Consider the following 25,735-nt stretch of genomic DNA (forward strand, 5'->3'; position numbering starts at 1 on the left):
CCCCGATCGTACGCTTCGACGGTCGAGCGGGAACGTCGACCGGGCGCGCTCACACACCGCCTGCACGGGGTCGCACCCGTACCCAACTAGAATCCACTCAGGTCGGACGGGGTCGAGCGTCGAGCCTTAACCTCCGCCGCACCACTGGCCTGCCCCAGATCGAGGAGATTTCCGTGTCCGCGAGCAACGAGACCCTGCAGGGTCGCTTGCTCGACGGCAGATACCTGATCGGCGACCTGATCGCCCGTGGCGGCATGGCCAGCGTCTACCGCGCCACCGACACCCGTCTCGATCGCGTCGTCGCCGTCAAGGTCATGCACGCGGGCATGCGTGACGACGTCGACTTCGTCGATCGGTTCGTCCGGGAGGCCCGGTCGGCCGCGAAACTGAACCATCCCAACGTCGTCTCGGTGTTCGACCAGGGCGACGACAACGGCGTCGTCTATCTCGTCATGGAGCTCGTCGAGGGGCGTACGCTGCGCGACCTGATGCGCGACGAGGCACCGATGCATCCACGTCGCGCGCTCGCCCTGCTCGAGCAGATTCTGCTCGCGCTCTCGGCCGCGCACGAAGCGCATATCGTGCACCGAGACGTCAAGCCGGAGAACGTTCTGATCGCCCCGGACGGCCGGGTCAAGGTTGCCGACTTCGGCCTCGCCCGCGCCGTGACATCGGCCACCGGCGGCGCCTCGAACGCCTCCACCGGTGTGCTCATCGGCACCGTCTCGTACCTCGCTCCGGAGCTCGTACTCAACCAGGGCGCCGACGCACGTACCGACGTGTACGCCTGCGGCGCGGTCCTGTACGAGATGTTGACCGGCTTCAAACCGCACTCCGGCGAGACACCGATCCAGATCGCGTACCGCCACGTGCACGAAGACGTCCCGCCCCCGTCGCTCCGGATGCGGGGTATGCCTACGTACATCGATGCGCTCATCGCCCGCGCGACCGCCCGCGACCGCGACCGGCGCTCCGCCGACGCACGCGTACTGCTTCGCCAGCTCCGGCAGGTACGTCACGCGCTCGATCGCGGCCTGGCCGACGATCCCGAGCTGGTGGCCGACCTGCTGCCGAGCGCGACCCGACCGTCGCCGCAGCCCCAGCGTCCGCCGCAGGCGCCCGCGCCGGCTGCACCGCAGCACTCCGATGCCACTCTCGTCGTCGGCCCGAAGGGTCCGCCGCCGACTGGCCCGGAGCAGCCGACCGCACCTGACGAGCCCCCTCGGCAGAAGAAGCGCAGGCGGGGCCCGATCTGGCTGGCGATCATCGTCGTGCTCGCGATCCTCGCGGCGATCGGCGGCTTCTACTTCGGCGTCATGCGCTACAGCACGACACCCGACCTGACCGGGGAGACGGAGAAGGCCGCGCGAGAGATCGCGGAGAGCCGCGGTCTCGACCTCGATGTGTCCGACGAGAAGTTCAGCGAAACCGTGCCCGCGGGCGACGTCATCTCCACCAGTCCGGAGCCGGGAGAGAACATCATCGACGGCGGCACCGTCGACGTGACGCTGTCGAAGGGCAAGGAGCGCTACAAGGTTCCGAAGCTCGCCGGCACCGACGAAGCCGGCGCCCGCAACGCACTGGAGAAGGCCAACCTCGAAGCGGGCAGGACGATTCCGCGTTACAGCGACTCGGTCGACACCGGCGATGTCATCCGCGGCAGCGTCAAACCGGGCAAGAAGGTCAAGGCCGGTACGAAGGTCGACATCATCGTGTCGAAGGGCCGCCGCCCTATCGACGTCCAGTCCCAGGTCGGCACCCGCGTACGCGACGCACGCGCGGCACTCGAGGATGCCGGCTTCGAGGTCGACATCGAACGCACCCACGATCGCAGTGTCCCGCGTGGGCAGGTGATCACCCAGAACCCCGACAACGGGTCCGCGTACCGCGGTGACACCGTCCGGCTCGTCGTCTCCCGTGGGCCGGCACGCGTCGAGGTCCCCGACGTCAGCTTCATGGACGTCGAGGACGCGACGAAACAGCTGGAGGACAAGGGCCTCGAGGTCAAGGTCGAGGAAAGCGATGTCAGCATCGGTGCCGGCATCGTCCGCGATCAGGACCCCGACTCCGGAGAGCGCGTACGCAAAGGCACCACCGTGACGTTGTACGTGGTCTGAGCACAGCATGCGTACGACCCGGTGGGCGACTCTCGCCCTGTTGCTCGTCACCGCCACATGGGGATCGACGTTCATCCTGATCAAGGATCTGCTCGACCGGGTGCCGACGCTCGACTTCCTTGCGCTTCGGTTCGCCATCGCAGCAGCGGCAATGATGATCGTCGCGCCACGGGCGATCGCGCGGCTGTCGTCGCAAACGCGGCGCCGCGGCGTGATCGTCGGGCTGATCTACGGTTTGGCGCAGATCCTGCAGACCGAGGGCCTCGCGCATACAGACGCGAGCGTCTCGGGCTTCATCACCGGCATGTACGTCGTGCTGACGCCCGTGATCGCGGCCGTCGTGCTCCGCAGCCGCATCGGCGCGGTCACCTGGTGCGCGGTAGCGGTCGCGACAGTCGGGCTCGGGTTCTTGTCTCTGCGCGGCCTGTCGATCGGTATCGGCGAGAGCATCACCTTCGCGTCGGCGATCCTGTACGCGGTGCACATCGTCGCGCTCAGTGCCTGGTCGACGGCCCGCGACGCGTACGGGCTGGCGGTGATCCAGATGGCAGTGATCGCCGCGATGTGCTTCGCCGCCACCGGGTGGAACGGCATGGTGCTCCCCGACGACGCCGCCGACTGGGTCTCGGTCGTGTACATGGCCGTCGTCGCCGGCGCGATCGCGATGCTCGCCCAGACCTGGGCACAGGCCCATCTGCCGGCGACCCGGGCGGCGATCATCATGACGATGGAACCGGTGTTCGCGGCGACGTTCGCCATCGCGCTCGGCGACGAGTCGCTCACCCTGCGGGTTGCCATCGGCGGCACGTTCGTCGTCGCCGCCATGCTCGCCGCCGAGTTGGCGCCGCGCCGCAAGATCGAGGCCGAGGTCCCTCATCTCGGCCAGTGACGGCTATCCGGCACGCAACGGTGCACCGACGGAGTGCATGTGTCGCAACGCGATCGCGTACGACTCGAACAACCCCGTCTCGGTGTAGCTGATACCACGCTCATCGCAGTACGCACGTACGATCGGCTGCGCCTTGCGCAGGTTGGGCATCGGCATGTTGGGAAACAGATGGTGCTCGATCTGGTAGTTCAGCCCGCCGAGAGCGTGGTCGGTGACGACATTGCCGCGTACGTTGCGCGATGTGAGCACCTGCTTGCGCAGGAAGTCGAGCCGTTCGCCCTCCTTGAGGGTCGGCATCCCCTTGTGGTTCGGCGCGAAGCTGCAGCCCAGGTAGAGACCGAACAACGCCTGGTTGAGCAGGATCCACACGATCGCCTTGCCGGGTGAAAGGACGGCGAACACCGCACCCAGGTACGCGGCGAAGTGCGCGATCAGCAACGCCGCTTCCAGCCTGCGTCGTTTGAGATTGGGCCGGAACAGCGCTCGTACGCTCGAGATGTGCAGGTTGAAGCCCTCGAGCGTCAGTAGCGGAAAGAACAACCACGCTTCGTACTTGCTGACGAACCGCGCAATGCCGCTCGTACCACGCGCCTGGTCCTGTGACCAGGTGAGGAGGTCCGGCGCCACATCGGGATCGAGCTCCTCATGGTTCGGGTTCGCGTGGTGCCGCGTGTGCTTGTCCATCCACCAGCCGTAGCCCATACCGATGCCGAGGTTGCCGACGATCCGGCCGGCGATCTCGCTCGGCCGGCGCGTACGAAAGACCTGCATGTGTGCGAGGTCGTGTGCGACGAGGGCGAGTTGGGCGAATGCGACGGCGATGAAAGCGGCGGTCAGCAGCTGCCACCAGGTGTTGCCGAGCGTGAAGAACGCGGTCCACCCGACCGTGAACGCGACGACGATGGCCGAGATGCGCAACACATAATAGGTCGGGCGCCGCTCCAGCAATCCGGCATCGTCGATGCGGTCGCGGAGGTCGGCGAAGTCGCTGCGGGTACGCGCGGATTCGATGGTCATGTAACCGAGTCTTCTCGCGACCGGTCACGTCTTCGATGGGGCGGAATCCCCAATCGAGGTAGGGCTAACTCCCCTGTTGGAGTACGCGCCGCAACACCGTCGCCGCGCGTTCGGCCTCTCCGGTGCTCACATCGAGGTGAGTGAGCAGTCGTACGGTGCGGGGATCGATCGCGCCGACCAGAACCCCCTCGGCTCGCGCGGCGTCAACGACCGCTTTCGAGTCTGCGCAGCGTACGACCACGACGTTGGACTCGACAGACGCGGGATCGACACCGCACGCCTCGGCGATGAGCCGCGCGTTCGCATGATCGTCGGCAAGGCGGTCGATGTGGTGGTCGAGCGCGTACTGTCCGGCGGCCGCCAGCACGCCGGCCTGCCGCCATGCGGCGCCGACTCGCCGACGCCACTCACGCGCCTGGGCGATGTGGTCGTGCGAGCCGATGACGAGCGAGCCGACGGGTGCACCGAGCCCCTTCGACAGGCAGACCGCGACCACGTCGGCCACAGCGCCGTAGTCGCGCAGAGGTGTGCCGGTGGCGACGTGGGCGTTCCAGATGCGCGCTCCGTCGAGGTGAACGGCCAGATTGTGCTTGTCGGCGAGCGCGCGTACCTCCTGCAGCGACTCGATCGGGTGGACGAGCCCGCCTGCGAAGTTGTGGGTGGTCTCGACGGAGATCGTCGCGGTGTTGACGAAGTACGAAGACCCGCTTGCCACCAAGGACTCGATATCGGCGACCTCGGCGAGACCGCGCGGGTGTGACCATGTGCGCGTCGTCGCACCGCCGACGACCGCGTGCGCACCGGACTCTGCACGTACGATGTGCGCCTGCGAGTCGCACAGGATGTCCGAGCCAAGCGGTGAGACCGCTTGTACGGCAAGGAGATTGGCAAGGCTTCCGGATACGCAGTAGAGCGCGGCCTCGTGGCCGAACAGCTCGGCGACTCGCTGCTCGAGAGCGTTGACCGAAGGGTCCTCGCCATACACATCGTCGCCGACGTCGGCGCCGGCCATTGCTGCGCGCATCGCATCGGTCGGCTTGGTCACGGTGTCGCTGCGAAGATCGATCATGCGAGCTCCTCGACCTCGAACTCCTCAGGTGGGTCGGCGATCCGGTCCTGCGCGGCGATCAGCTCCATTTCGGTCGAGCCGGTCTTCGCTGTGACCTCGAGTACGCCGTAGACAGCCGACGCCGTTCTTCGCAGCGCACTTCGTACGTCGGGGCCGTGCAGGAGGTTCGCGAGGAACAACGCGGCCGTCGCGTCGCCTGAACCGCTGACCGTCGCGATCTCGAGTTTCGGTGTGCGCACGAGGTGCGCGCCGGCATCGGAGACGGCGAGCATGCCCATCTGGTCGGGGGCGATGTCGGGACCCTCGACGGAGGTGACGAGGACGGTGCTTGGTCCGCTCTCGCGGACGATCTGCGCGGCGGCGACGACGTCATCGATCGACTCGGCCGGATGCGAGGCGAGGAACTCCAACTCGAACTGGTTCGGAGTCGTCACATCGGCCACCGGCAGCAGCTGGTCACGCATGAACTCCGGGATGCCCGGGCGTACGTAGAACCCGCACCAGCGATCGCCCATCACCGGGTCGGCGCAGTAGATCGCCTCCGGGCTGGCCGCCTTGACCGCGCGTACGGTGTCGACGACCACCGAGCCGACATCCTCGGCGCCCTGGTAACCGGAGAGGACGGCGTCGAGCCGGCCGAAGACCCCCCGCTCACGTACTCCGTCGACGATCGCTGCGACGTCGGCCGCAGGCAGCACCGGACCCTTCCAGTCGCCGTAACCCGTGTGGTTGGAGAACGCGACCGTGTTGACCGGCCATACCTCGATGCCGAGACGCTGCAGCGGAAACACCGCCGCGCTGTTGCCGACGTGGCCGTACGCGACCGCGGACTGGATGGAGAGGATCTGCACGAGAACAATGTACGGTCGGCCCATGACTGCGCCGCGCATCGCACCCGGAACACGCCGCGACATCGGACTCGTCAACCACGCGATCTGCTGGGTGAGCGGACGGGTGACCGGTACGAACCCGCCGAACCTCTTCACCACCCTCGGACGCTGCCGCGGCCTGTTTCGAGGCTGGATGTGGTACTCGTCGAAGCTGATGCCGTTCGGTCGCCTGTCCCGCCGCGAGACCGAGCTGATGATCCTGCGCATCGCCCATCTGCGCGGCAGCGAATACGAGTTCACCCATCACGTACGCCTTGGCCGGCGCGCGGGCGTACGCCCCGACGACGTCGAGCGGGTGCAGGCCGGGCCGGACGCCGACGGCTGGAGCGAACGCGAACGCGCGCTGCTGCGCGGTATCGACGAGCTGTCCGCCGACCGCGACATCTCCGACGACACCTGGAAGGCACTTCGTACCCAGCTGAGCGAACCCGAGTGCATCGAGCTGGTCATGCTCAGCGGTCAGTACGAGTCGCTCGCGACGACGATCTCGACTCTGCGCATCCAAACCGACCGCTGACACGCGAGAAACACCACACTGACACGCGAGAAGTATCGGCCTGACACGCGAGTATCGAGTGCGGAACCCGCGTGTGACCGTAGTCGTTGTCGCGTGTCAGCGTGACAGTTGTCGCGTGTCAGCGCTGGGCGAGCATCTCGGCGACGAGGAACGCCAACTCCAGCGACTGCGCGCGGTTCAGCCGCGGATCGCAGAGCGTCTCGTACCGATGCGACAGATCGGCGGCCGACAGGGCTGCCCCGCCGCCGACACACTCGGTGACGTCGTCGCCGGTCAGCTCGACATGCATGCCGCCCGGCCAGGTGCCGAGCGCACGATGCACCTCGAAGAAGCCGCGCACCTCGTCGATGACATCGTCGAACTCGCGGGTCTTGAAGCCGTTCTCGGTCTCGAAGGTGTTGCCGTGCATCGGATCGCACACCCAGGCGACCTGGACGCCGGACGCCGTGACCTTCTCCACCAGCTCGGGCAGCCGGTCGCGGATCTTGCCGGCGCCCATCCGGGTGATGAAAGTGAGCCGACCCGGCTCGCGATTCGGATCGAGCTTCTCGGCGAGAGCAATGGCATCGTCGGCGCTCGTCGTCGGGCCGAGCTTCACGCCGATCGGGTTGGCCACCTTGCTGAGTAGCTCCACATGGGCGCCGTCGAGCTGGCGCGTACGCTCACCGATCCACAGGAAGTGGCCGGACACGTCGTACGGCTTCTGGGTACGCGAGTCGATCCGCGTCATCGCATGCTCGTACTCGAGCACCAGCGCCTCATGCGAGGAGTGGAAGTCGACGGTGTGGAACTCGTCGGGGTTGGCGCCACAGGCCTCCATGAACGCCAGCGCACGGTCGATGTCGGCACCGATGCGCTCGTAGCGCTGACCGACCGGGCTGGTGCGCACGAAGTCGGTGTTCCACTCGTGCATCTGGCGCAGGTCGGCGTAGCCGCCGGTGACGAACGCACGCGTGAGGTTCAGCGTCGCGGCCGACGCATGGTAGACCTCGACGAGCCGCTGTGGGTCGTGCGCACGCGCCTCCGCGGTGAACGGGAAGCCGTTGACCGCGTCGCCGCGGTACGCGGGCAGAGTGACACCGTCGCGGGTCTCCGTGTCGCTGGAGCGCGGCTTCGCGTACTGGCCGGCCATCCGGCCGAGCTTGACGACCGGCACGCTCGCCGCGTACGTCAGGACGACCGCCATCGAAAGCAGCACCCGCAGCTTGTTGCGGACGTTCTCCGCGGTCACGCCATCGAAGGTCTCCGCGCAGTCGCCACCCTGGAGCAAAAACGACTTACCGGCCGCAACCGCCGCGAGCTTCTCGCGTAGGTTGTCGCACTCGCCGGCAAAGACGAGCGGCGGCATGCTCTGCAAACGACCGGTCACGGCCTCGACGGCGTCGTGATCGGCGTAGGTCGGCTGCTGCGCAGCGCCGAGCGCGCGCAGGTCGGACAGGGATGGGATCGTCACCCCCCTAGCCTACGGGAGAACCGACGAGCGGCCGGGCCGGTCCATCCACTGAGCGGCACGTCACGCCGTAGGCGCCTCACCCAACCTCAGCGTACGTCCGAGCGGATCGGTCTCGACCTCGACGCCGAGTGGCAACACCCACTGCGGGTCGGTGTGTCCGAAGTCGAGGTTCGTCACGATCGGGAGGTCCGTCGCGCCGAACTCCCCGACGACCACATCGACGATCGACGCGTCGAGCTGAGTCTTCTCGTCGTCGGAGTACGAACGTGCCCGACCGAACCAGAGTGCCGCCAGCTGATCGAACGCACCCTGTGAGCCGTAGTTGCGCAGCCAGTAACGCACGCTGGCCAGACTCGGCTTCTCTTCGGACGTCTCCAGAAACAGCACGCGGTCGCGCCACCAGGACGGGTCGGCGTTCGGCCACCAGCGCGTTCCCTTGAGGAACTCCAGAACCTCGATGCAGCCGCCGAACAACCTGCCCCGGGTCGTACGCGCGGCTCCGAGCCAGTGCCAACCATCATGCGGCCGCAGGCCGACCACCTCGGCCGCCCGCTTGGGATCTGCCCAGTCGGAGTTCGTCTCGGTCCACCGCTCGAACTCCGGCAGCTCGTACCCGGCACCTGCCTCGCCGAGCAGCATCGCCCGGGCATGTTCCAGCGCATCGCCGAACGTGCCGAGCTGGGCGAACCCCGACATCACCGACGGACCGTTGTACGTGACAAGACCAGCCAGGTGGTACGCGACCAGCTGCGCATCGGTATCGGAGTAGCCGAGCACGATCTTCGGGTTGGCCACCGCGAGATCGGTGTCGAGCCACGGCAGGATGCGTACCGAGTCGTCTCCGCCGATGGTCGAGATGATCGCGCGGATCGAGTCGTCGGCGAACAGCTCGTTCATCGTCTCCGCGCGCAGGCGAGGGGCGCCGGCCAGCTCGTCGGCGGGCATCCGAGCCGTACGCGCCTCGACCACCTCGAGCCCGAGGTGGTCGCGCAGGATGCCGAGCCCTGCCTCGTGCGGGGCGGGCAGCACGCTCGGCCCACCCCACGACGACGAAACCACCGCTACGCGGTCACCCGCCCGCAGCGCCGGCGGCTTGACGTACCCGGACGCCATCAGCCGAACAACACCTCGGCCTCTTCGTACAGCTCCGGGCGTACGGTCTTCAGCTCGCCCGTGCCCTCCTTGAGCTCGACGCGCTCGATCTCCGTGCCGTGCAGGGCGACCATCTTGCCGAAGTCGCCGTCGTGCACCGCCTGGATCGCATGCAGTCCGAACCTGGTGGCGAGCCAGCGGTCGAACGCCGTCGGCGTACCGCCGCGCTGCACGTGGCCGAGCACGACTGCCCGCGCCTCCTTGCCGGTGCGCTCCTCGATCTCGCCCGCAAGCCGATCGCCGATGCCGCCGAGGCGTACGTGGCCGAAGGCGTCCTTCTCGCCCGCCTGCAGTGTCATCGTGCCCTCGGCCGGTGTGGCGCCTTCGGCGACGACGACGATCGGCGAGTACCTGGTGGCGAAACGGCTCTCGACCTGCGCGCACACCTTCTCGATGTCGAACGGCCGCTCCGGGATCAAGATGATGTTGGCGCCGCCGGCCAGCCCGCTGTGCAACGCGATCCAGCCCGCGTGGCGACCCATCACCTCGATCACGAGTACGCGATGGTGCGACTCGGCGGTCGTGTGCAGGCGGTCGATCGCCTCGGTCGCGATGTTCACGGCCGTGTCGAAGCCGAACGTGAAGTCGGTGCCGGACAGGTCGTTGTCGATGGTCTTGGGTACGCCGACCACGTTGACGCCGAGCTCGGCGAGCTTGGTCGCGACGCCGAGGGTGTCCTCACCGCCGATCGCCACGAGGGCGTCGATGCCGCCCTCCTCGAGGTTCGCCTTGATCCGCTCGACACCGCCCTCGATGCCGAACGGATTGGTACGCGATGAGCCGAGCACGGTGCCGCCACGCGGGAGGATGCCGCGCACCTCGTCGACACCCAGCGGTGTCGTGTCGTTCTCCAGCGGCCCGCGCCAGCCGTCGCGGAACCCGACGAACTCCATGTCGAACTCGGCGACGCCCTTACGCACCACCGCGCGGATCACCGCATTCAGGCCGGGGCAGTCGCCGCCACCGGTCAGGACTCCAACTCGCACGCTTGCTCCTCAGTCTCGTTTCGGTCGTGCGGCAGCCTATACGTTGTCGGTCACAACAAAAAGGCCTGCGCGTGCGTACGCAGGAGTAGATCCTCAGTCGTCGATGCCGTGCTCGATCGCGTACCGGACGAGCTCGGCTCGGTTGTGCAGTTGCAGCTTGCGCAGGGTGTTCTGTACGTGGTTCTGAACGGTGCGGTGGCTGAGTACGAGTCGCTCCGCGATCTGTCTGTACGCAAGGCCTTTCGCAACCAGACGCAACACCTCGGTCTCGCGTTCGGTGAGCACTGGCGCATCGGGTTCGTCGGCCGGCGACGCCTCGGAGAGGCGGCGGTACTCCCCCAGCACCAGCCCGGCCAGGCCCGGAGTGAACACCGCCTCGCCGACGGCGACCTTGCCGACGGCCTCGACGAGCGCCTCCTTCGACGCCGACTTCACCAGGTAGCCGGTGGCACCGGCCTTCACCGCCTCGAGCACGTCGGACTGCTCTCCCGACGCCGACAGCACGAGTACGCGTACGTCGGTGGCGAGCGCCGCCGTGACCGCGACGCCGTCGGGCTCGGGGATGTTCAGATCGAGGACGAGCACGTCGGGAGTCGTCGCGCGTGCCCGCGCAATCGCCTCGCGCCCGTCGGCGGCGGTGGCGACCACGTCGTACCCCGACTCCGCCAGATCGCGCGCAACACCGTCTCGCCACATCGGATGGTCGTCGACCACCATCACCCGCACCATGGCGCTCAGGCTAATGCCTGGCCACGCGTCGTACCCCCGCCCGCCCCGTGAGCATGACGTTCGAGTGCGGCGCGCCGGCGTGTCGCCGCGCGTACGTCCGGCTCACGGGGCGGGCGGGAGCGGAATCGTGAACTCCCATTCGGTGCCCTCGCCCGGAGCGGTACGAAGGTCTGCGCGTCCGCCGAGATCATCGATCCGACCGCGGATCGAGCGGGCGACGCCCATCCGGCCGGATCCCGCGGCCTGCTCGAGGCGACCCTCGACGATGCCCGGGCCGTCATCGCGCACCGAGACGATCACGGAGCCGGAATCCTCCTCCAGGAAGACCCACGCGGGCGCGCCGACACCGACATGCACGTCGACGTTGGACAGACAGGCGCGTACGACCGCGACCACGGTCTCCACGAAGTCGGCCGGTGCTTCGAGCGCGCGAGCGGGAGTCGCCACGGAGACGGTCGCCGACGCGAGTGCACCGAGCGACGCGACGAGGTCGGCTCGCCCGCGTACGGGTGCGCGCTCGCTCGCCGAGGCCTGGATCAGCCCGCGCAGGGCACCTTCCTGCTCACCCGCGAGGCGGCCGAGCTCGGCGAGGTCGCCGCCGTGCTCGGACCCGCGCCGCTGCATCAGCGCGAGAACCTGCAGCACGCCATCGTGCACCGCCCGAGCGAGCCGCTCGCGTTCCTGTGTCGCGGCGATTCGTCGCTCGGCATCCGCTCTCCACCGCGCCGACGTACGAAGCGTGGTCGCGACGTAGCCGACGGTGAGCCCTGCGAGTACGAGCAGGAAGACGTTGCCGATCGTCGACGCGGTCACCTCCGGGCGCATCGTCACGTCGGCGGCACACATGACGACCGACGCTGCGAGCCCGCCGCGTACGCCCCATCGAATGGCCCAGGCGAGCACCGGCACGCTCACCCAGTACGACGTCAGCGTCGAGACGTGCTCGACCATCATGGCGTCGGTCGCGATGAACGGAGTCGTACGAAGCAGCACCAGCGTCACGACCAGATCGGACCCGAGCAGCAACGGCCCGCGTCGCGCAGGCTTCGCGTACAGCCAGGTGGCGAGCGCACTCCACGCGACCATCGCCACGATGACGGCCGCCGCACCGACGGGGCGGTCGAAGTCGTCGATACGTACGGCGTTGATGCCGCACGCGAACAGCAGCGTGACGACCCGCAGCACTGCGAGCGCACGGAACAACTGGTTGTCGACCGCCCGTTCGGCCGCCGCAGCCTTCATCGGCCCTACGAAGCGCGCTGGGTCGGCTCGGTGGGCGGGTCCTCCGGGTCTGCCTCGGCGACGGGAGTCTCGTCGTCCTGCTTGCTCTCGGCCTTGGCGTCCTGTTTGGCCTTCGCCTTGGCCGTCGTCGCGTACATGTCGACGTACTCCTGGTCGGACAGCCGCATGATCTCGTACATGATCTCGTCGGTGATCGCGCGCAGGATGAAGCGGTCTTCCTCCATGCCTTCGTACCGGCTGAAGTCGAGCGGCTTGCCGAAGCGCACGCCCGGTCGGGCGAAGCGGCCGAACACCTTGCCCGGAGGAGCGACGACGTCGGTGTTCGTCACGGCGACCGGTATCACCGGCACCTTCGCCTCCAGCGCGAGTCGAGCGACGCCGGTACGCCCGCGGTACAGCCGGCCGTCATGCGACCGGGTGCCCTCCGGGTAGATACCGCACACGTCGCCTTCGTTCAGCAGCCGCAGTTGGGTCTTGATCGCACCCTCGGCGGCGCGGCCGCTCGTACGGTCGATCGGCACCTGACCGGATCCGGAGAAGAACGTCTTCTGCAACCAGCCCTTCAGGCCGGTGCCCTCAAAGTACTCCGCCTTCGCCACGAACGTCACGCGACGCGGGATGACCAGCGGCATGAACAACCAGTCGCTGTACGACAGATGGTTGCTCGCGAGGATCGCGGGACCGTCCTCGGGCACATGCTCAGTGCCCTCGGCCCACGGACGGAACACGAGACGCAGCAGGGGCCCCAAGAAGATGAACTTGAGCATCCAGTAGAACAACGACCCTCCTCCTTCGACGGGCAAACACTACCTGTGTCCGCGCTCGCGGGCTGGTCACTGGTGAGGTTCGCGCCATCTGACGGGACGGGTATTGCCCGTCACCACCCGAGTGGGACCATAGGAGACAGCCATCCGTACTGTCGGCAGTCGACCGGCAGCTACCCCACCGAGGAGCCATGCCGTGACCGTGCACCCGCTCGCGCGACCTGTCGCAGTCGACGCCGGCCCCACCGGTGTCCTCCTCTGCCATGGCTTCACCGGATCACCTGCGTCGATGACTCCGTGGGCCGACTTCCTCGTCGAGCGCGGCTACTCCGTACGCGTGCCCCGCCTCCCTGGCCACGGCACGACCTGGCGCGAGCTCAACCGCACCCGCTGGACCGACTGGTACGCCGAGGTCGACCGCGCGTACACCGAGCTGCGCGAGCGATGCGAGCGGGTAGTCGTCGCCGGGTTGTCGATGGGCGGCTGCCTCGCGCTCCGGCTCGCCGAGCACCACCGCGACGTCGCCGCCGTCGTACTCGTCAACCCCGCGGTGAACCTCGAACGCAAGGACATGCTCCTGGTGCCGTTCGTACGACATTTCGTGCCCTCGATCGGAGGCATCGGCAGCGACATCCGCAAGGACGGCGTCGAGGAGAGCGGGTACGACCGGACCCCGCTGCACGCGTTGCACTCGCAGACCAAGATGTGGAAGGACGTACGAGAGAACCTCTCCAGCGTCGACCAGCCGGTGTTGTTGTTCCGCTCGGTGACCGATCACGTGGTCGACGCATCGTCCGCGCCGATCATCCTCGACGGCATCACTTCGGACTCGAAACGCGAGGTGCTGTTGCACAACAGCTTCCACGTCGCCACACTCGATCACGACATGGATCTCATCTTCGCCGAGTCGGCCGACTTCATCGCCGAGCATGCGGGGGCGACCGGTGTCGGGTAGCACGGGGCGTCGCCCGGGTGACCCGGACGACGTCGACCTGGAGTTCGAGCGCATCGTCGCCGGCCTGGAGCTGGAGACGCCGGACTTCGACGACCCGTCGTCGGAGTCATCGGAGTCGTCCGACCCGGACACCACCTCGACCGAGGACGACCTCCAGCCGACGTCCGGGCCGTTGTTCGACCCGCGGATGTCCGATCCGATGTCGCGCCAGGACTACGAGGACGCCCAGGACCCGCTCGACGGAGACGACCACTTCGTACCCCCCGACCCACCGAAGCAGCGGATGCGTCCGCTCACCTGGCTCGGCTGGCTGGGCGCAGTCGGCACGCCGGTGTTCATGGTGCTGGTCGCGATCTTCGGCTGGTACATCCCCGGCGAGCTCGCTGCGATCCTGGTCGGGGGCTTCGTCGCCGGTGTGGTCTACCTGATCATGACGGTCAGCCGTGACCCCGGCGACTGGGACGACGGCGCCGTCATCTGAGGCTCGCTGCCACTACTCCGTGTCGGCCGCCTCCGCCTTGAGGTCCTGAGCGATCTCGGAGTCGGCGCCGAGGCTCGCGGCCAGTTCCTCGCCGAGCTCCTCCAGCTCCGCTCCTCCGGCCATCATCGACGTCAGCTCGTCGAGCGTGATGTCGGACTTCGCCCACTCGCCCATGCTGCGGCCGCGCCGCAGCAGCACGAACCTGTCACCGACCGGGTACGCGTGGTGCGGGTTGTGGGTGATGAACACGACGCCGAGCCCGCGCTCGCGCGCCTTCGCGATGTACTTCAGCACGACACCCGACTGCTTCACGCCGAGCGCTGCCGTCGGCTCGTCGAGGATCAGCACCCGCGCACCGAAGTAGACGGCACGCGCGATCGCGACACACTGCCGCTCACCGCCGGACAGCGTGCCGATCGGCTGGTCGACGTCGCGCAGGTCGATGCCCATCGCCGCCAGCTCGCTCTTCGTCGTACGCCGCATGAAGTCGACGTCGAGGCGACGCAGCGGACCGGCCCCCTTGGTGGGCTCGGAGCCAAGGAAGAAGTTGCGCCACACGGGCATCAGCGGCACGACGGCGAGGTCTTGGTACACGGTCGCGATGCCGAGCGACAACGCCGCCCGCGGCGAGCTCAGCTGCCTTGCCACGCCGTCGATCAGCAGCTCGCCGCTGCTGTGCTCGTGGGCGCCGGCGAGGATCTTGATGAAAGTCGACTTGCCCGCGCCGTTGTCGCCGAGCACGCAGGTCACCTGGCCCGCACCGACGGTCGTACTCACGTCGCGCAGCGCGATCACGTTGCCGTACGTCTTGCCGACGTCGCGTACCTCGATCAAGCGTGCATCTGTCATCGCGACACCTCCGCCTGTTTACGTACCCAGGTGTTCACGAGCACCGCGAGCAGCAGCATCACACCGAGGAACGTCATCAGCCAGTCGCTGTCCCAGCCGGCGTACACGATGCCCTTCTCGGTCATGCCGTAGATCAAGGCTCCGAGCGCGGCGCCGATCGCGGAGCCGTAGCCACCGGTGAGCAGGCAGCCGCCGACGACGGCGCAGATGATGAAGATGAACTCGTCACCGACGCCCTTCGCGCTGGTCACGCTCGCCGAGCCGAACAGGTCGATCATGCCGACCAGCCAGCCCGCGAACGCGGTCGTCATGAACAGCCCGATCTTGGTGCGATACAGCGGTACGCCGACCTGGCGCGCACTGGTGGCCGCGCCGCCGACCGCGAAGATCCAGTTACCGGCCTTCGTGCGAAGCAACACCCAGGTGGCGACGGCCGTCACGGCGATCCACCAGACCACCGAGATGCTGACGGAGGCACCGAACAGGAGCGAGACGTCGGCGGCGAAAACCGGCTCGATCGAGTCGAAGTACGGTACGTCGCGCATGCCCTGCACGGAGACGCCGCCGATGATCGCCTTCACCAACGCGAGGTTGAACCCCTGCAGTACGAAGAAGGTCGCCAGCGTGACGATGAAGCTCGGCAGGCCCGTTCGCATCACCAGGATGCCGTTGAGCGCACCGATCGCGAGGGCGAGGGCGAGGGCGATCAGCACCGCCACCCAGACGTTGACGCCGTAGTGCGTCGTGAGCACGCCGACGGTGAGTCCGGTCGTACCGATCATGGTGCCGGTCGAGAGGTCGAACTCGCCGCCGATCATCAGCATCGAGACGCCGACCGCCATGATGCCGATCCGGGCCGACGACTCCGTCCAGGTGGCGAATCCGGCATCGGTGAGGAACGTATCGGTGTACAGCGAGAAGAACACGAACACGAGCAGCGCTGCGACCGCTGCGCCGACCTCGGGCCGGCGCAGCACGCGTACCAAGGTGGTAGCACCGCCGAGACGCTCGTCGGTGGTTGTGGTTGCCGACATCGCTCAGCGAGTGCCGTTCTCGGCGTACTCGAGCACCTCGTCGGCGTTGTCCTTGGTGACGAACGCCGGGCCCGAGTAGACCGGCTTACCGCCGCCGACCTGATTGCCGTTGATCGCGTCCAGGTAGAGGAACTGCACGCCCAGATAGCCTTGCGTGTACGGCTGTTGGTCGATGGCGAAGGCGATCTTATCGGCCTGGATCTGCTTGATGAGGTCCTCGGACAGGTCGAACGTCCCGATCTGTACGTCGGCGCCCTCTCCGACGGCCTGCTGCGCGCCGAGCGCGACGTCGGCGTTGAGCGCCAGTACGCCGTCGATCGAGTCGTCGGCCTGCAGTGCGGCCTCGATGGAGTTCTTGGCCTCCTGCGCGTTCGAGCCGTCGACCTGGAGGTTCTCCATAGATCCGGAGAACTTGCTCTTCGCACCCGCGCAGCGCTGCTCGAGGCCGGTGTTGCCCGGCTCGTGGATGACGCAGATCAGCTTCTTCGCGCCGACCTCGCTGAACTTCTCGCCTGCCGCCTCTCCGGCGATCGTCTCGCTCTGCCCGACGTGGGTGATGGCGCCGAATGCCTTCGACTCGTCGATGCCGGAGTTGATGGTGATCACCGGGATGCCGGCGTCGACGGCCGCTTTCACCGACTTCTCGAGACCGTCGGGGTCGGCCATCGAGACGACGATCCCGTCGACGTCGTCGGCCACTGCGGAGTCGACGAGCTCGGCCTGCTTGGTGACGTCGGGGTCGGAGTTGTACTCGACGTCGACCCCGAGATCCTCGCCCGCCCGGTCGGCGCCGGACTTCACGACACTCCAGAACGCGTCATCCGGCCTCGCGTGGGTGACGACCGCGTACGTCAGGTCGAGATCGGACGCGTCCTCGGCACCGTCGTCCTCCTGGCCCGTGCCGCTGCACGCGGTGAGCATCAGGGCTGTGGCCGCGGCCACAGCGGCGATCCGCAGAGTCTTCATGGCAGGCGTACTCCTCGTTGTCGGTGCGCTCCCTCTACCGGCGCACATCCGAAAGGTAGACGACACGGTCGTCTGCGCGCGACATCTCGCACGCTTCGGCGATGTAGAAGGCTTCCAGGGCGTCGCCCGGAGTGCACGGCGACTCGCCGCCCTCGCGTACGAGCCGGACGAACGCCGCGAGCTCGGCGACGTACGCATCGGCGAAGCGTTCGGGGAACGCGGTGTACGCCGGACCGGACGGGAACGTGACACCGGGCTCGGTCGAGCGCAGCGGCGTCTTGTCGTCGAGCCCGGTGCTCACCGAGCCCTCGGAGCCAAACGCCTCCAGGCGGATGTCATAGCCCGCGGCGTTGTAACGCGTCACCGAGACGACAGCCAGAGCGTCGTCGTCGAAGCGCAGCGTCGCGCTGGCGGTGTCGACATCGCCGTGTGCGCTGAAGAACGACGCACCGCGATTCGAGCCGGTCGCGTAGACCGACACGACCTCGCGGCCGGTCACCCAGCGCACGCTGTCGAAGTCGTGCACCGCACAGTCGATGAAGATGCCGCCGGAGCTCGCGACGTACTCCTCGGGCGGCGGAGCGGGGTCGAGTGTCGTGGACCGCAACGTGTGCAACCAGCCGAGTCGTCCGGACTCGATCTCCTTGCGTGCTTGGACATAACCGGCATCGAACCGGCGTTGAAAACCGATCTGTACGGGTACGCCCGTGCCGTCGATCGCGGCGATCACCTCGAGCGTGCCGGCGACGTCGGACGCGACCGGCTTCTCGCAGAAGACCGGGATGCGATGCTCAACGGCACGCCGGATCAGCACCGGATGGGAGTCTGTGGCCGAAGCGATGACGACCGCATCAATGGACTGCTCGAACAGCTCGTCGACCGACGAGGTGTACGAATGCCCCGCCTTCTTCGCGACGATCTGAGCACGGTCGGCATCGGCATCGGTGACGGTCACGTCGAGATCTTCCAAGCCGGCAAGGATCTCGGCGTGCATCGCGCCGATTCGACCCGCGCCAACGAGCCCGATTCTCATGCTTCCTCCGTCGCGTGGGTGCGGTCGTACGATGCCAGCGGCGAATCCAGTGTGAGCGGCGCCACGCGCGCTGTCAACACTTTGTTAGGACATATTGACGTTGAAACATAACGGTTCCGTAGACTGCGCAACGTACGTGTCGAACTCGGAGGCTGCATGGCGAACGACCCCCGCATCACCTTGGACCGGTCCAGCCCGGTGCCGTTGTATTTCCAGGTCGCCGAGCAGCTCGAGGCGGCGATCCTCGACGGCAGGCTCGCACCCGGCGACCGGATCAGCAACGAGGTGGCGCTCGCACACGAACTGGGGCTGTCACGTCCGACCATGCGGCAGGCGATTCAGGTGCTCGTCGACAAGGGGATGCTCGTACGCAAACGCGGTGTCGGCACCCAGGTCGTACACGGCAAAATCCGGCGGTCGGTCGAGCTCACCAGCCTGTACGACGATCTGAACACGGCGGGACAGAGCCCGCGCACGGAGGTTCTCGGGCTCGAGATCGCCGTCACCACCGAGGAGATCGCGGCCGAACTCCAGGTCGAGCCCGGCGAGCCCGCGTGGTCGCTGCAACGCCTTCGCTACATCGGCGACGAACCACTCGCGCTCATGCACAACTACCTACCGGCCGAGACGCTCGACCTGAACGCGATCGATCTGGAGAACCACGGCCTGTACGAGGCGCTGCGGCGTACCGGCCTGCACATGCGCGTCGCCCAACAACGCATTGGTGCCCGCCGTGCGGAGGCGCGCGAGGCCCGACTGCTCGGCGAGAGGCGCGGCTCTCCCCTACTCACCATGCGGCGCACGGCGTACGACGATGCAGGGCGAGTGGTCGAGTACGGCACCCATGTCTACCGCCCCGAGCTCTACACGTTCGAGATCACCCTGGTCGACCGCTGAGCGCCGGCGTGAAATACCACGGGCCCATGGTAATCCGCGCCACTCACCAGCAAATTTGCCCACTAGCGGCGTGGTTTACCACGGGCCCATAGCAAACCGCGGGCTTCGGTTTACCCCGTCACCGTGGTGAACTCCGTAAACCGCGGGCGCCCGACTATTCGCCGGATGTCGCGCGACGGGTCGAGAAGCGCGACGAGATCGGAGTGGGCTCGCGCAGACGTGAACGTAGCGGCGCGTTACGTGTCGAGGTACGCGGCGAGCGCCGCCGGCGACGGCGGCGGAACGTACGCGACATGTCCGCGGCGCCGATCATGCCGGCGTCGGGGCCGAGGTGCGCGCGTACGATGCGCGCCTCCGAGCGGTAGCCGCGTCCGGTGAGCGTACGCCGGAACGCGGCACGCGCCGGCTCGATCAACAGCTCGTTGGCCTCCGAGACACCGCCGCCGATGACGAACAGGCCGCTGTCGAACGCCGCCGCCAAACCGGCGATACCGACGCCGAGCCAGTCCCCGACTTCCGCGAGCAGCGCGATCGCCTCGGGATCACCCTCGCGCGCCACCTCGCTCACCAACGGACCGGTGATGCGCGATGGGTCGCCGTCGACCTTGTCCAGCAGCCGATGCGCCAGCGGAGAATTGCCCTCCGCGAGGATCTTCGCCTCACGCACCAGCGCGTTGCCACTCGCGTACTGCTCCCAGCAGCCACGGTTGCCGCATTCGCACCGATGGCCCTGCGGTACGACCTGCATGTGCCCGAACTCCCCCGCCAGCCCCCAGCGGCCGCGGTGCAGTTGGCCGCCGATGACCAGCGCGCCGCCGATCCCGGTGCCGAGGGTGATGCAGATGAGGTCTTCTTCGTTCTGTGCCGCGCCGAAGCGCCACTCCGCCCACGCGGCGGCGTTGGCGTCGTTGTCGACGAGCACGGACAGGCCGATGCGGCGGTGTACGGCATCGCGCAACGGCTCGTTGCGCCACGCCAGATGCGGCGAGAACAACACCGTCGAGCGGGTCGCATCGACGAACCCGGCAGCGCCGATGCCCACCGATGTGATGTGGTGCCCCGCGCGCAGTTCGTCGACGATCTCGACGATGGTGTTCAGCACCTCCTGCGGGCTGGTCGTCGGAGTCTCCCGCCGCAGACGGGCGCGTACGTGACCGTCCAGATCGACGACTCCGGCGGCAACCTTCGTACCGCCGATGTCGATTCCGATCGCAAGGCGCTCAGCCATGATGTGTCCCCCTCATCCCTTCACGGTATCCGGGCGAGGTCTGCCGCACCCACAAGCCCCGCCTCGTTACCGAGAGTGGCAAGGCGCAACTCCGCATGCGGACGAGCCGTGCCGGCCGAGAGATGGCGTACGAAGGCCTCCTGCACCGGCCCCATCAACAGATCGCCGGCCGCAGCAACGCCGCCGCCGATCGCGATCGTGGTCGGGTCGAGCACCGAGGCCAACGACGCGAGACCCTGCCCTACCCATGACCCCGCATCGGCGATCAGATCGATGGCCAGCGGGTCGCCGGCCTGTGCGGCCTCGGTGACCATCGGGCCCGTGACGCCATCGGGGTCGCCACCGGCCAGATCGGCCAATGGCTTCGCTGCGACCATCCGCGCGCGGATCCGGTCGGCGGCCTCGCGTACGAGTGCACGACCGCTGCCGTACTGCTCCCAGCAGCCGTACTGCCCGCACCCGCACAAGATGCCGGCCGGGACCATCCGCAGATGCCCCACCTCTGCCGCGACGCCGAACCCGCCGCGGAAAAGCTGACCGGCATGGATGATGCCGGCACCGATCCCGGTGCCGACGGTGACGAGTAGGAGGTCATCGACGTCGGCGCCCGCGCCGAACCTGAACTCTCCCCAGGCGGCCGCGTTGGCGTCGTTCTCGACGACGACCTTGAGCCCGACGAGATCCTGTACGCGAGCGGCCAACGGCTCGTCGTACCAGTCGATGTTCGGTGCGAACAGCACAGTCGACCGCGACGCGTCGACAAATCCCGCGGCGCCGATCCCGACGGCTTCGATATCGCGTTTGCGGCGGAGGTCGTCGACCAGGTCGGCAACCGTCTCCGCCAGCGCGGCCGGATCGGTTGCCGGCGTGTCCCGCACATCGTCGATGACGATCGTGCCCGACTCGTCCACGACGCCGGCCGCGATCTTGGTGCCCCCGATGTCAACGCCGACGGTCAGTCCCATTGCCCGTCCTCCGACAGGTCGATGTTCTCGACGCGTGAGTCACGCGCCGACGGTTCATGGCTCGAGTGCTGGGCAGCGAACGATTCGAACACCCCGCGCGCAGCAGCCGCGAGCGAAGCGGCCGACGCCGTCAACTGCTCGCGTACCTCCGGGCTCGCCGTACGTACGAAGGAGATCGTCTGGCACACCGGGCAGATCTGGCAGGATGCCGATCCGTCGGCGATGTGCGGCCCGTGATCGGCCGAGGGTCCGCTGCGCCCGTCGGCATCGGAGTCTGCGGAGCCCTCCGGACGTGCCGTCTGTTCCGCGTCAGGCGGCGTACGGTCGGCGATACCCGAAACCACACCCATCAACTTGGCCAACTCCTCGGCCAAGGTGCCCACCGAATCGTCCTGCTCAGCCATCTGCCTCCTCCACACCGGATCTCGAGGTCGCGCTCGTCGACCCGCTCGTCCCTCGCTCTCTCCTCGCCGCTCCGAACCGAACCTCCAGGCGCCCGGCTGACACCCGCGCCTTACGTACCTCCAGCCGCGTGAGGACGGCAGGCAACGCGAGCACGCGACGGTAAGACCCGACCGTCACGACCAGGTCATTGCCGTGCCGGGCGAGGTGCACATTGCCCGTATCGGCAAGCGGCAACGCGAGCGACAGATCGACCCGCTCACCTTCTCGGGTGACGACCATCGGCTCACCGTCGGGTATCGCAAACGGGTCTGCGTCCGCGTACGTCTCGGCAGCGAAATCCGTCAGCGCATCAACGCCGACCGGCTCACTTGCGCGGTACGCACCGCGCCACACCGGCAGCGGCGCGAACGAAGCCTCGACCTCGCCGAGCAACGGACGCTGCGCATCCACCCATCCCTGCCGCCACGGGTCGGCATCGGCATCGGGAAACACGCGGTTGGCGAGTACGCCGTCGACGCGGTAGCCGTACAACGACAGCGTGGTGAAGGCTCGTCGGGCCTCCGCGAGTACGACCGACTCCGGCGTCAGAACCAGTCGTACCGAACATCCCGGGCCGACGAGCAGGTCGTGCACGTCGCCGAGATCGGCGTGCAAGCGCTCGATCGCATCGAAGACGTCGTCGCGGGGCATCGGCACCCCCGCGGCCTTGGCGAGCAGCGGGCGCAACGCCGTGACGACGCGCCGCTCGGTCGGGAAGACGCGATCCATGTACCACGCGAGCGCCTCCGGCAGCGCCAACAGACGCAGCGTCTCGGCCGTGGGCGCACAGTCGACGATGACGAGGTCCCAACGACCCGACGCTGCCTGGTCGCGCAGCTCGAGCAGGGCGATTACCTCCTCGGCGCCGGGCAGGACCGTCAGCTCCTCGGCAGCAATCGGATCGACTCCCGACGCATCGAGCACGCTACGCAGGTAGCCCTGCACCGTCTCCCAGGAACGTTCGAAGCGCCGCTGCGCATCCACCTGCTGCACCCACACGTGCGAGTCGACCTCGACCGGCTCCGGCCCGGCCGCGACGCCGAAGGCATCGGCGAGCGAATGCGCCGCATCGGTCGACATCACCAGCGTCTTCAGCCCGCTGCGACCCGCAAGGGTGGCTGTACCGGCGGCAGCGGTCGTCTTGCCGACGCCGCCCTTGCCGGTGAACAGGATGATCCGCACAACCGCAGAGGTTACCGTGCGCCCCTGCGTCGGAGTCCGTCGAACCTTGTACGAGGCGCTTGCGCAGCCGCTCAGTCGCCCTGCTCGACGCGCTTCTTCAGACCCTTCAGCGCAGTGTCGATGATGACCTTCTCGGCCTTGCGCTTGAGCATGCCCAGCAGCGGGATCGACACCTGGACCTCCAGCCGGTACGTGACGCGCGTACGACCGGGGCCGAGCGGCGACAGGACGTACGCGCCGTCCATCGCGCGCAGCATCTTGCCCGACTCATCGAGCTGCCAACTCACCTGCTCATCGCCCTGCCACACGTACGCGAGCGCGTACTCGTCGCGGATGGGCGTCGCGTCGAGCACGAAGCGGACCCGCTTCGCACGACCGGTGTCCTCGAGCTCGAGCACCTCGGTCTCCTTGACGCCCGTCGCCCACAGCGGGTACGCGGGAAAGTCGGCGACGACGTCCATGATCGGGCCCGGATCGGCTTCGACGACGATATCGCTGGTGGTCTGTTCGGCCATCGATTCCTCCCGGGTGGACGCTCGCTGAGCGACCCTACTCCCCCACTGCCTCGACTCGAGGTGTGCCGGGGGCACGACCCTCTTCGAGCGAGTCCTTCACGGCAGTGACGTGCGCCTTCACCTCGAGCCCGAACCGCCGACGTCCGCGAGCATCCAGGCGTCGGCCATCGGCCGGGTCGACCTGCCAGAACACATGGACCACCACACCGTCCGCCCATCGTTCGAGCCACACCTCGGCGCTGCCGCGCATCGCACCGTCCACCGCCCAGCGTTTGCCGAGGAGCCCCCGATCTTCGATGCGGCGCAGACGTACGCCCGGCATCCGTTGCTGCCAGAAGGCTTCGTCGCACAGCACGTCGCGTACGCGCTGCGGAGCGGCGACGACGAGGGTCTCGTCGGTGATGTCGAGCGCTGTGACCGATGACACGGGATCGATGGCTCCTTCGCCGGCTAGTGCTAACAGACGATAACCTGCGGAGCAGCATCGCATCGTCGATGCCCGCGAGCCACCGCTTGGAGGACCAGTTGCGCGCGTACGCATCGCCACCGACGTACCAGGTGCCCGAGAAGGGCAACCTGACCGACGACGTCGTCAACGCCGCTCTCGAGCGCCCGACTGCGGTTACGTTCAGCCGGTCCTCTGCCGATGGCTGGGTCGATGTCACGACCACGGAATTCGAGTCGCAGGTCAAGGCCGTCGCCAAGGGACTGCTCGCTGCCGGTGTCGTGGCCGGCGACCGGGTCGGCCTGCTGAGCCGCACCCGCTACGAGTGGACGCTGCTGGACTACGCGATCTGGTGGGTCGGCGCTGCGACCGTGCCCATCTACGAGACCAGCTCCCCTTCGCAGATCGAGTGGATCCTCTCCGACTCCGGCGCCGTCGCCTGCATCGTTGAGACCCGCGAGCATGTCGGGCGCGTACAGGAGGTACGCGGCGGCATCGAGTCGCTGAGCAACGTCTGGAGCCTCGACGACGGCGCGGTCAAGGCGCTCGAGACCCTCGGCGCCGACGTCGACGACGACACCCTCGAGGAGCGGCGCAGCTCGGTGACGCCGGAGTCGCTCGCCACGGTCATCTACACCTCCGGCACCACCGGCCGGCCCAAAGGCTGCTGCATCACCCACTCCAACTTCATGTTCGAGCTCGGTGTCGCGACCCTGCTGCTCGACGAGCTGTTCGAGACCGAAGGCGCCTCGACGCTGCTGTTCCTACCGCTTGCGCACGTCTTCGCACGCATCATCCAGGTCGGCTGCGTACGCTCGGGCGTACGCATGGGCCACACCGCCGACGTACGAGATCTGCTCGTACATCTCGACGACTTCAAGCCGACGTTCATCCTCGCGGTCCCGCGAGTCTTCGAGAAGGTGTTCAACGGCGCGAGCCAGAAGGCTCATGCCGACGGTAAGGGCGCAATCTTCGATCGTGCCGTCGACACCGCGATCGCCTACAGCCGAGCGCTCGACGGTCGGCGCGTACCCGTGCTGCTGCGGGCGCGTCACGCGATCTTCGACCGATTGGTCTACGGCAAGCTGCGCGCTGCGCTCGGCGGTCGCGCGCAGTACGCGATCTCCGGTGGTGCTCCGCTCGGCGAGCGACTGGCGCATTTCTTCCGCGGTATCGGCGTCCCAGTACTCGAGGGCTATGGGCTGACCGAGACGACCGCGGCGCTCGCGGTGAACCTCCCCGGTGAGACGAAGATCGGCACCGTCGGCCGCCCGATTCCCGGCACCGAGGTCAAGGTGGGCGAAGACGGCGAGCTGCTGTTCCGCGGCGGGCAGGTGTTCTCCGGCTACTGGAAGAACGACGCCGCGACCGCGGACGCGCTCGACGACGGCTGGTTCCACACCGGTGACATGGGTGAGATCGACGAGGAAGGGTTCGTCCGGATCACGGGTCGCAAGAAGGAGATTCTGGTGACCGCCGGCGGCAAGAACGTCGCACCCGCGGTGATGGAGGACATCATCCGTGCGCACCCACTCGTCAGCCAGTGCATGGTTGTCGGCGACGGCAAGCCGTTCATCGCCGCGTTGGTCACGCTCGACCCCGAGGTGATCGAGGACTGGGCTCCGGCGAACGGTAAGTCACCCGACCCCGCTGCCCTCGCCGACGACCCGGACGTCATCGCGCAGATCCAGACCGCGGTCGACGAGGCGAACGCCGCGGTGTCACGGGCAGAGTCGATCCGCAAGTTCACCATCCTGCCGATCGACTGGACCGAGGAAGGCGGACAGGTGACGCCGACCCTCAAGCTGAAGCGCAACGTCGTGATGCGGGAGTTCCGCGACGACGTCGAGTCCCTCTTCGACTAACGCTGACACGCGACTTCTACAACGCTGACACGCGACTTCTGGAAGGCACTA

Annotated in this window: 26 protein-coding genes; 7 read left to right on the plus strand and 19 right to left on the minus strand. The window is 67.7% G+C overall.

Translation table 11 applies throughout. The features are described from left to right. The first annotated feature begins 173 nt into the window (after positions 1-173). Together pknB and MU582_13110 are read left to right on the plus strand one after the other, a co-directional pair. Positions 174-2,117, plus strand: coding sequence for a Stk1 family PASTA domain-containing Ser/Thr kinase (pknB, locus tag MU582_13105; GenBank protein ID UPK73375.1), 1,944 nt, complete (start codon positions 174-176; stop codon positions 2,115-2,117). 7 nt (positions 2,118-2,124) lie between these two features. Further along, positions 2,125-3,006, plus strand: coding sequence for a DMT family transporter (locus MU582_13110; protein UPK73376.1), 882 nt, complete (start codon positions 2,125-2,127; stop codon positions 3,004-3,006). Between the two features lie 3 nt (positions 3,007-3,009). On the opposite strand, the gene MU582_13115 is transcribed toward MU582_13110, so the two are convergent. The 3 genes from MU582_13115 to pdxY all read right to left on the minus strand — a co-directional run bounded on the left by MU582_13115 (position 3,010) and on the right by pdxY (position 5,943). After that, on the minus strand, positions 3,010-4,023 hold the full coding sequence (locus tag MU582_13115) for an acyl-CoA desaturase (protein ID UPK73377.1): 1,014 nt from the start codon (positions 4,021-4,023) through the stop codon (positions 3,010-3,012). A gap of 64 nt (positions 4,024-4,087) precedes the next feature. Further along, positions 4,088-5,092: an aminotransferase class I/II-fold pyridoxal phosphate-dependent enzyme gene (locus MU582_13120; protein UPK73378.1), complete on the minus strand. Its 1,005-nt coding sequence runs from the start codon at positions 5,090-5,092 to the stop codon at positions 4,088-4,090. After that, complete coding sequence (pdxY, locus tag MU582_13125) at positions 5,089-5,943, minus strand: pyridoxal kinase PdxY (GenBank protein UPK73379.1); 855 nt, start codon at positions 5,941-5,943, stop codon at positions 5,089-5,091. Before pdxY ends, MU582_13120 begins: the two co-directional genes overlap by 4 nt. A 22-nt stretch (positions 5,944-5,965) precedes the next feature. Between pdxY and MU582_13130 the strand changes: the two genes are divergently transcribed. Beyond that, positions 5,966-6,499, plus strand: a complete 534-nt coding sequence (locus MU582_13130; protein UPK73380.1) for a carboxymuconolactone decarboxylase family protein — start codon at positions 5,966-5,968, stop codon at positions 6,497-6,499. Positions 6,500-6,617: 118 nt separating this feature from the next. Here MU582_13130 and MU582_13135 read toward each other — a convergent pair whose 3' ends face one another. The 6 genes from MU582_13135 to MU582_13160 form a co-directional block, all read right to left on the minus strand. Then, complete coding sequence (locus tag MU582_13135) at positions 6,618-7,952, minus strand: 3-deoxy-7-phosphoheptulonate synthase class II (GenBank protein UPK73381.1); 1,335 nt, start codon at positions 7,950-7,952, stop codon at positions 6,618-6,620. Between the two features lie 60 nt (positions 7,953-8,012). Beyond that, positions 8,013-9,065, minus strand: a complete 1,053-nt coding sequence (locus tag MU582_13140; GenBank protein ID UPK73382.1) for an LD-carboxypeptidase — start codon at positions 9,063-9,065, stop codon at positions 8,013-8,015. Next, positions 9,065-10,090: a 6-phosphofructokinase gene (locus tag MU582_13145; protein UPK73383.1), complete on the minus strand. Its 1,026-nt coding sequence runs from the start codon at positions 10,088-10,090 to the stop codon at positions 9,065-9,067. The genes MU582_13140 and MU582_13145 overlap by 1 nt, the downstream gene beginning before the upstream one ends. A 93-nt stretch (positions 10,091-10,183) precedes the next feature. Further along, on the minus strand, positions 10,184-10,819 hold the full coding sequence (locus tag MU582_13150; GenBank protein ID UPK73384.1) for a response regulator transcription factor: 636 nt from the start codon (positions 10,817-10,819) through the stop codon (positions 10,184-10,186). A 102-nt stretch (positions 10,820-10,921) separates the two neighbouring features. Next, a complete protein-coding gene (locus MU582_13155; protein UPK73385.1) occupies positions 10,922-12,061 on the minus strand; it encodes a DUF5931 domain-containing protein in 1,140 nt (379 codons plus the stop codon). Between the two features lie 5 nt (positions 12,062-12,066). Next, positions 12,067-12,840: a 1-acyl-sn-glycerol-3-phosphate acyltransferase gene (locus MU582_13160; protein UPK77170.1), complete on the minus strand. Its 774-nt coding sequence runs from the start codon at positions 12,838-12,840 to the stop codon at positions 12,067-12,069. A 181-nt stretch (positions 12,841-13,021) separates the two neighbouring features. Between MU582_13160 and MU582_13165 the strand changes: the two genes are divergently transcribed. Both MU582_13165 and MU582_13170 read left to right on the plus strand, forming a co-directional pair. After that, positions 13,022-13,780 (plus strand): alpha/beta fold hydrolase, encoded by a 759-nt coding sequence (locus MU582_13165; GenBank protein ID UPK73386.1) that lies wholly within the window; start codon positions 13,022-13,024, stop codon positions 13,778-13,780. Then, positions 13,770-14,261, plus strand: coding sequence for a hypothetical protein (locus MU582_13170; GenBank protein ID UPK73387.1), 492 nt, complete (start codon positions 13,770-13,772; stop codon positions 14,259-14,261). The genes MU582_13165 and MU582_13170 overlap by 11 nt, the downstream gene beginning before the upstream one ends. Before the next feature lie 12 nt (positions 14,262-14,273). On the opposite strand, the gene MU582_13175 is transcribed toward MU582_13170, so the two are convergent. From MU582_13175 to MU582_13190, 4 genes are read right to left on the minus strand one after another with little or no spacing between them, the layout of a single operon-like run. Further along, positions 14,274-15,110, minus strand: coding sequence for an ATP-binding cassette domain-containing protein (locus tag MU582_13175; GenBank protein UPK73388.1), 837 nt, complete (start codon positions 15,108-15,110; stop codon positions 14,274-14,276). Continuing rightward, on the minus strand, positions 15,107-16,144 hold the full coding sequence (locus tag MU582_13180) for an ABC transporter permease (GenBank protein ID UPK73389.1): 1,038 nt from the start codon (positions 16,142-16,144) through the stop codon (positions 15,107-15,109). The genes MU582_13175 and MU582_13180 overlap by 4 nt, the downstream gene beginning before the upstream one ends. A gap of 3 nt (positions 16,145-16,147) precedes the next feature. Then, a complete protein-coding gene (locus MU582_13185; GenBank protein UPK73390.1) occupies positions 16,148-17,110 on the minus strand; it encodes a sugar ABC transporter substrate-binding protein in 963 nt (320 codons plus the stop codon). A 34-nt stretch (positions 17,111-17,144) separates the two neighbouring features. Then, positions 17,145-18,143, minus strand: a complete 999-nt coding sequence (locus tag MU582_13190; protein ID UPK73391.1) for a Gfo/Idh/MocA family oxidoreductase — start codon at positions 18,141-18,143, stop codon at positions 17,145-17,147. Between the two features lie 156 nt (positions 18,144-18,299). On the opposite strand from MU582_13190, the gene MU582_13195 reads away from it, so the two are divergent. After that, a complete protein-coding gene (locus MU582_13195; protein ID UPK73392.1) occupies positions 18,300-19,040 on the plus strand; it encodes a GntR family transcriptional regulator in 741 nt (246 codons plus the stop codon). A gap of 154 nt (positions 19,041-19,194) precedes the next feature. On the opposite strand, the gene MU582_13200 is transcribed toward MU582_13195, so the two are convergent. From MU582_13200 to MU582_13225, 6 genes are all read right to left on the minus strand, one after another. Then, positions 19,195-20,268, minus strand: coding sequence for an ROK family glucokinase (locus MU582_13200; GenBank protein ID UPK73393.1), 1,074 nt, complete (start codon positions 20,266-20,268; stop codon positions 19,195-19,197). Positions 20,269-20,288: 20 nt separating this feature from the next. Next, a complete protein-coding gene (locus MU582_13205) occupies positions 20,289-21,233 on the minus strand; it encodes an ROK family glucokinase (protein ID UPK73394.1) in 945 nt (314 codons plus the stop codon). Further along, positions 21,224-21,637: a hypothetical protein gene (locus MU582_13210; GenBank protein UPK73395.1), complete on the minus strand. Its 414-nt coding sequence runs from the start codon at positions 21,635-21,637 to the stop codon at positions 21,224-21,226. The genes MU582_13205 and MU582_13210 overlap by 10 nt, the downstream gene beginning before the upstream one ends. Further along, the gene (locus MU582_13215; protein UPK73396.1) at positions 21,630-22,859 is read right to left on the minus strand and encodes an ArsA family ATPase; all 1,230 of its coding nucleotides are present in this window, start codon (positions 22,857-22,859) and stop codon (positions 21,630-21,632) included. The genes MU582_13210 and MU582_13215 overlap by 8 nt, the downstream gene beginning before the upstream one ends. Positions 22,860-22,930: 71 nt before the next feature. Continuing rightward, positions 22,931-23,374: an SRPBCC family protein gene (locus MU582_13220; protein ID UPK73397.1), complete on the minus strand. Its 444-nt coding sequence runs from the start codon at positions 23,372-23,374 to the stop codon at positions 22,931-22,933. A gap of 34 nt (positions 23,375-23,408) precedes the next feature. Further along, positions 23,409-23,801 (minus strand): hypothetical protein, encoded by a 393-nt coding sequence (locus MU582_13225; GenBank protein UPK73398.1) that lies wholly within the window; start codon positions 23,799-23,801, stop codon positions 23,409-23,411. A gap of 68 nt (positions 23,802-23,869) precedes the next feature. Here MU582_13225 and MU582_13230 point away from each other — a divergent pair, with 68 nt between their 5' ends. Beyond that, the gene (locus MU582_13230; protein ID UPK73399.1) at positions 23,870-25,684 is read left to right on the plus strand and encodes an AMP-dependent synthetase/ligase; all 1,815 of its coding nucleotides are present in this window, start codon (positions 23,870-23,872) and stop codon (positions 25,682-25,684) included. Positions 25,685-25,735 lie beyond the last annotated feature (51 nt).

This window comes from Nocardioidaceae bacterium SCSIO 66511 (assembly GCA_023100825.1).
Lineage (GTDB): Bacteria > Actinomycetota > Actinomycetes > Propionibacteriales > Nocardioidaceae > Solicola.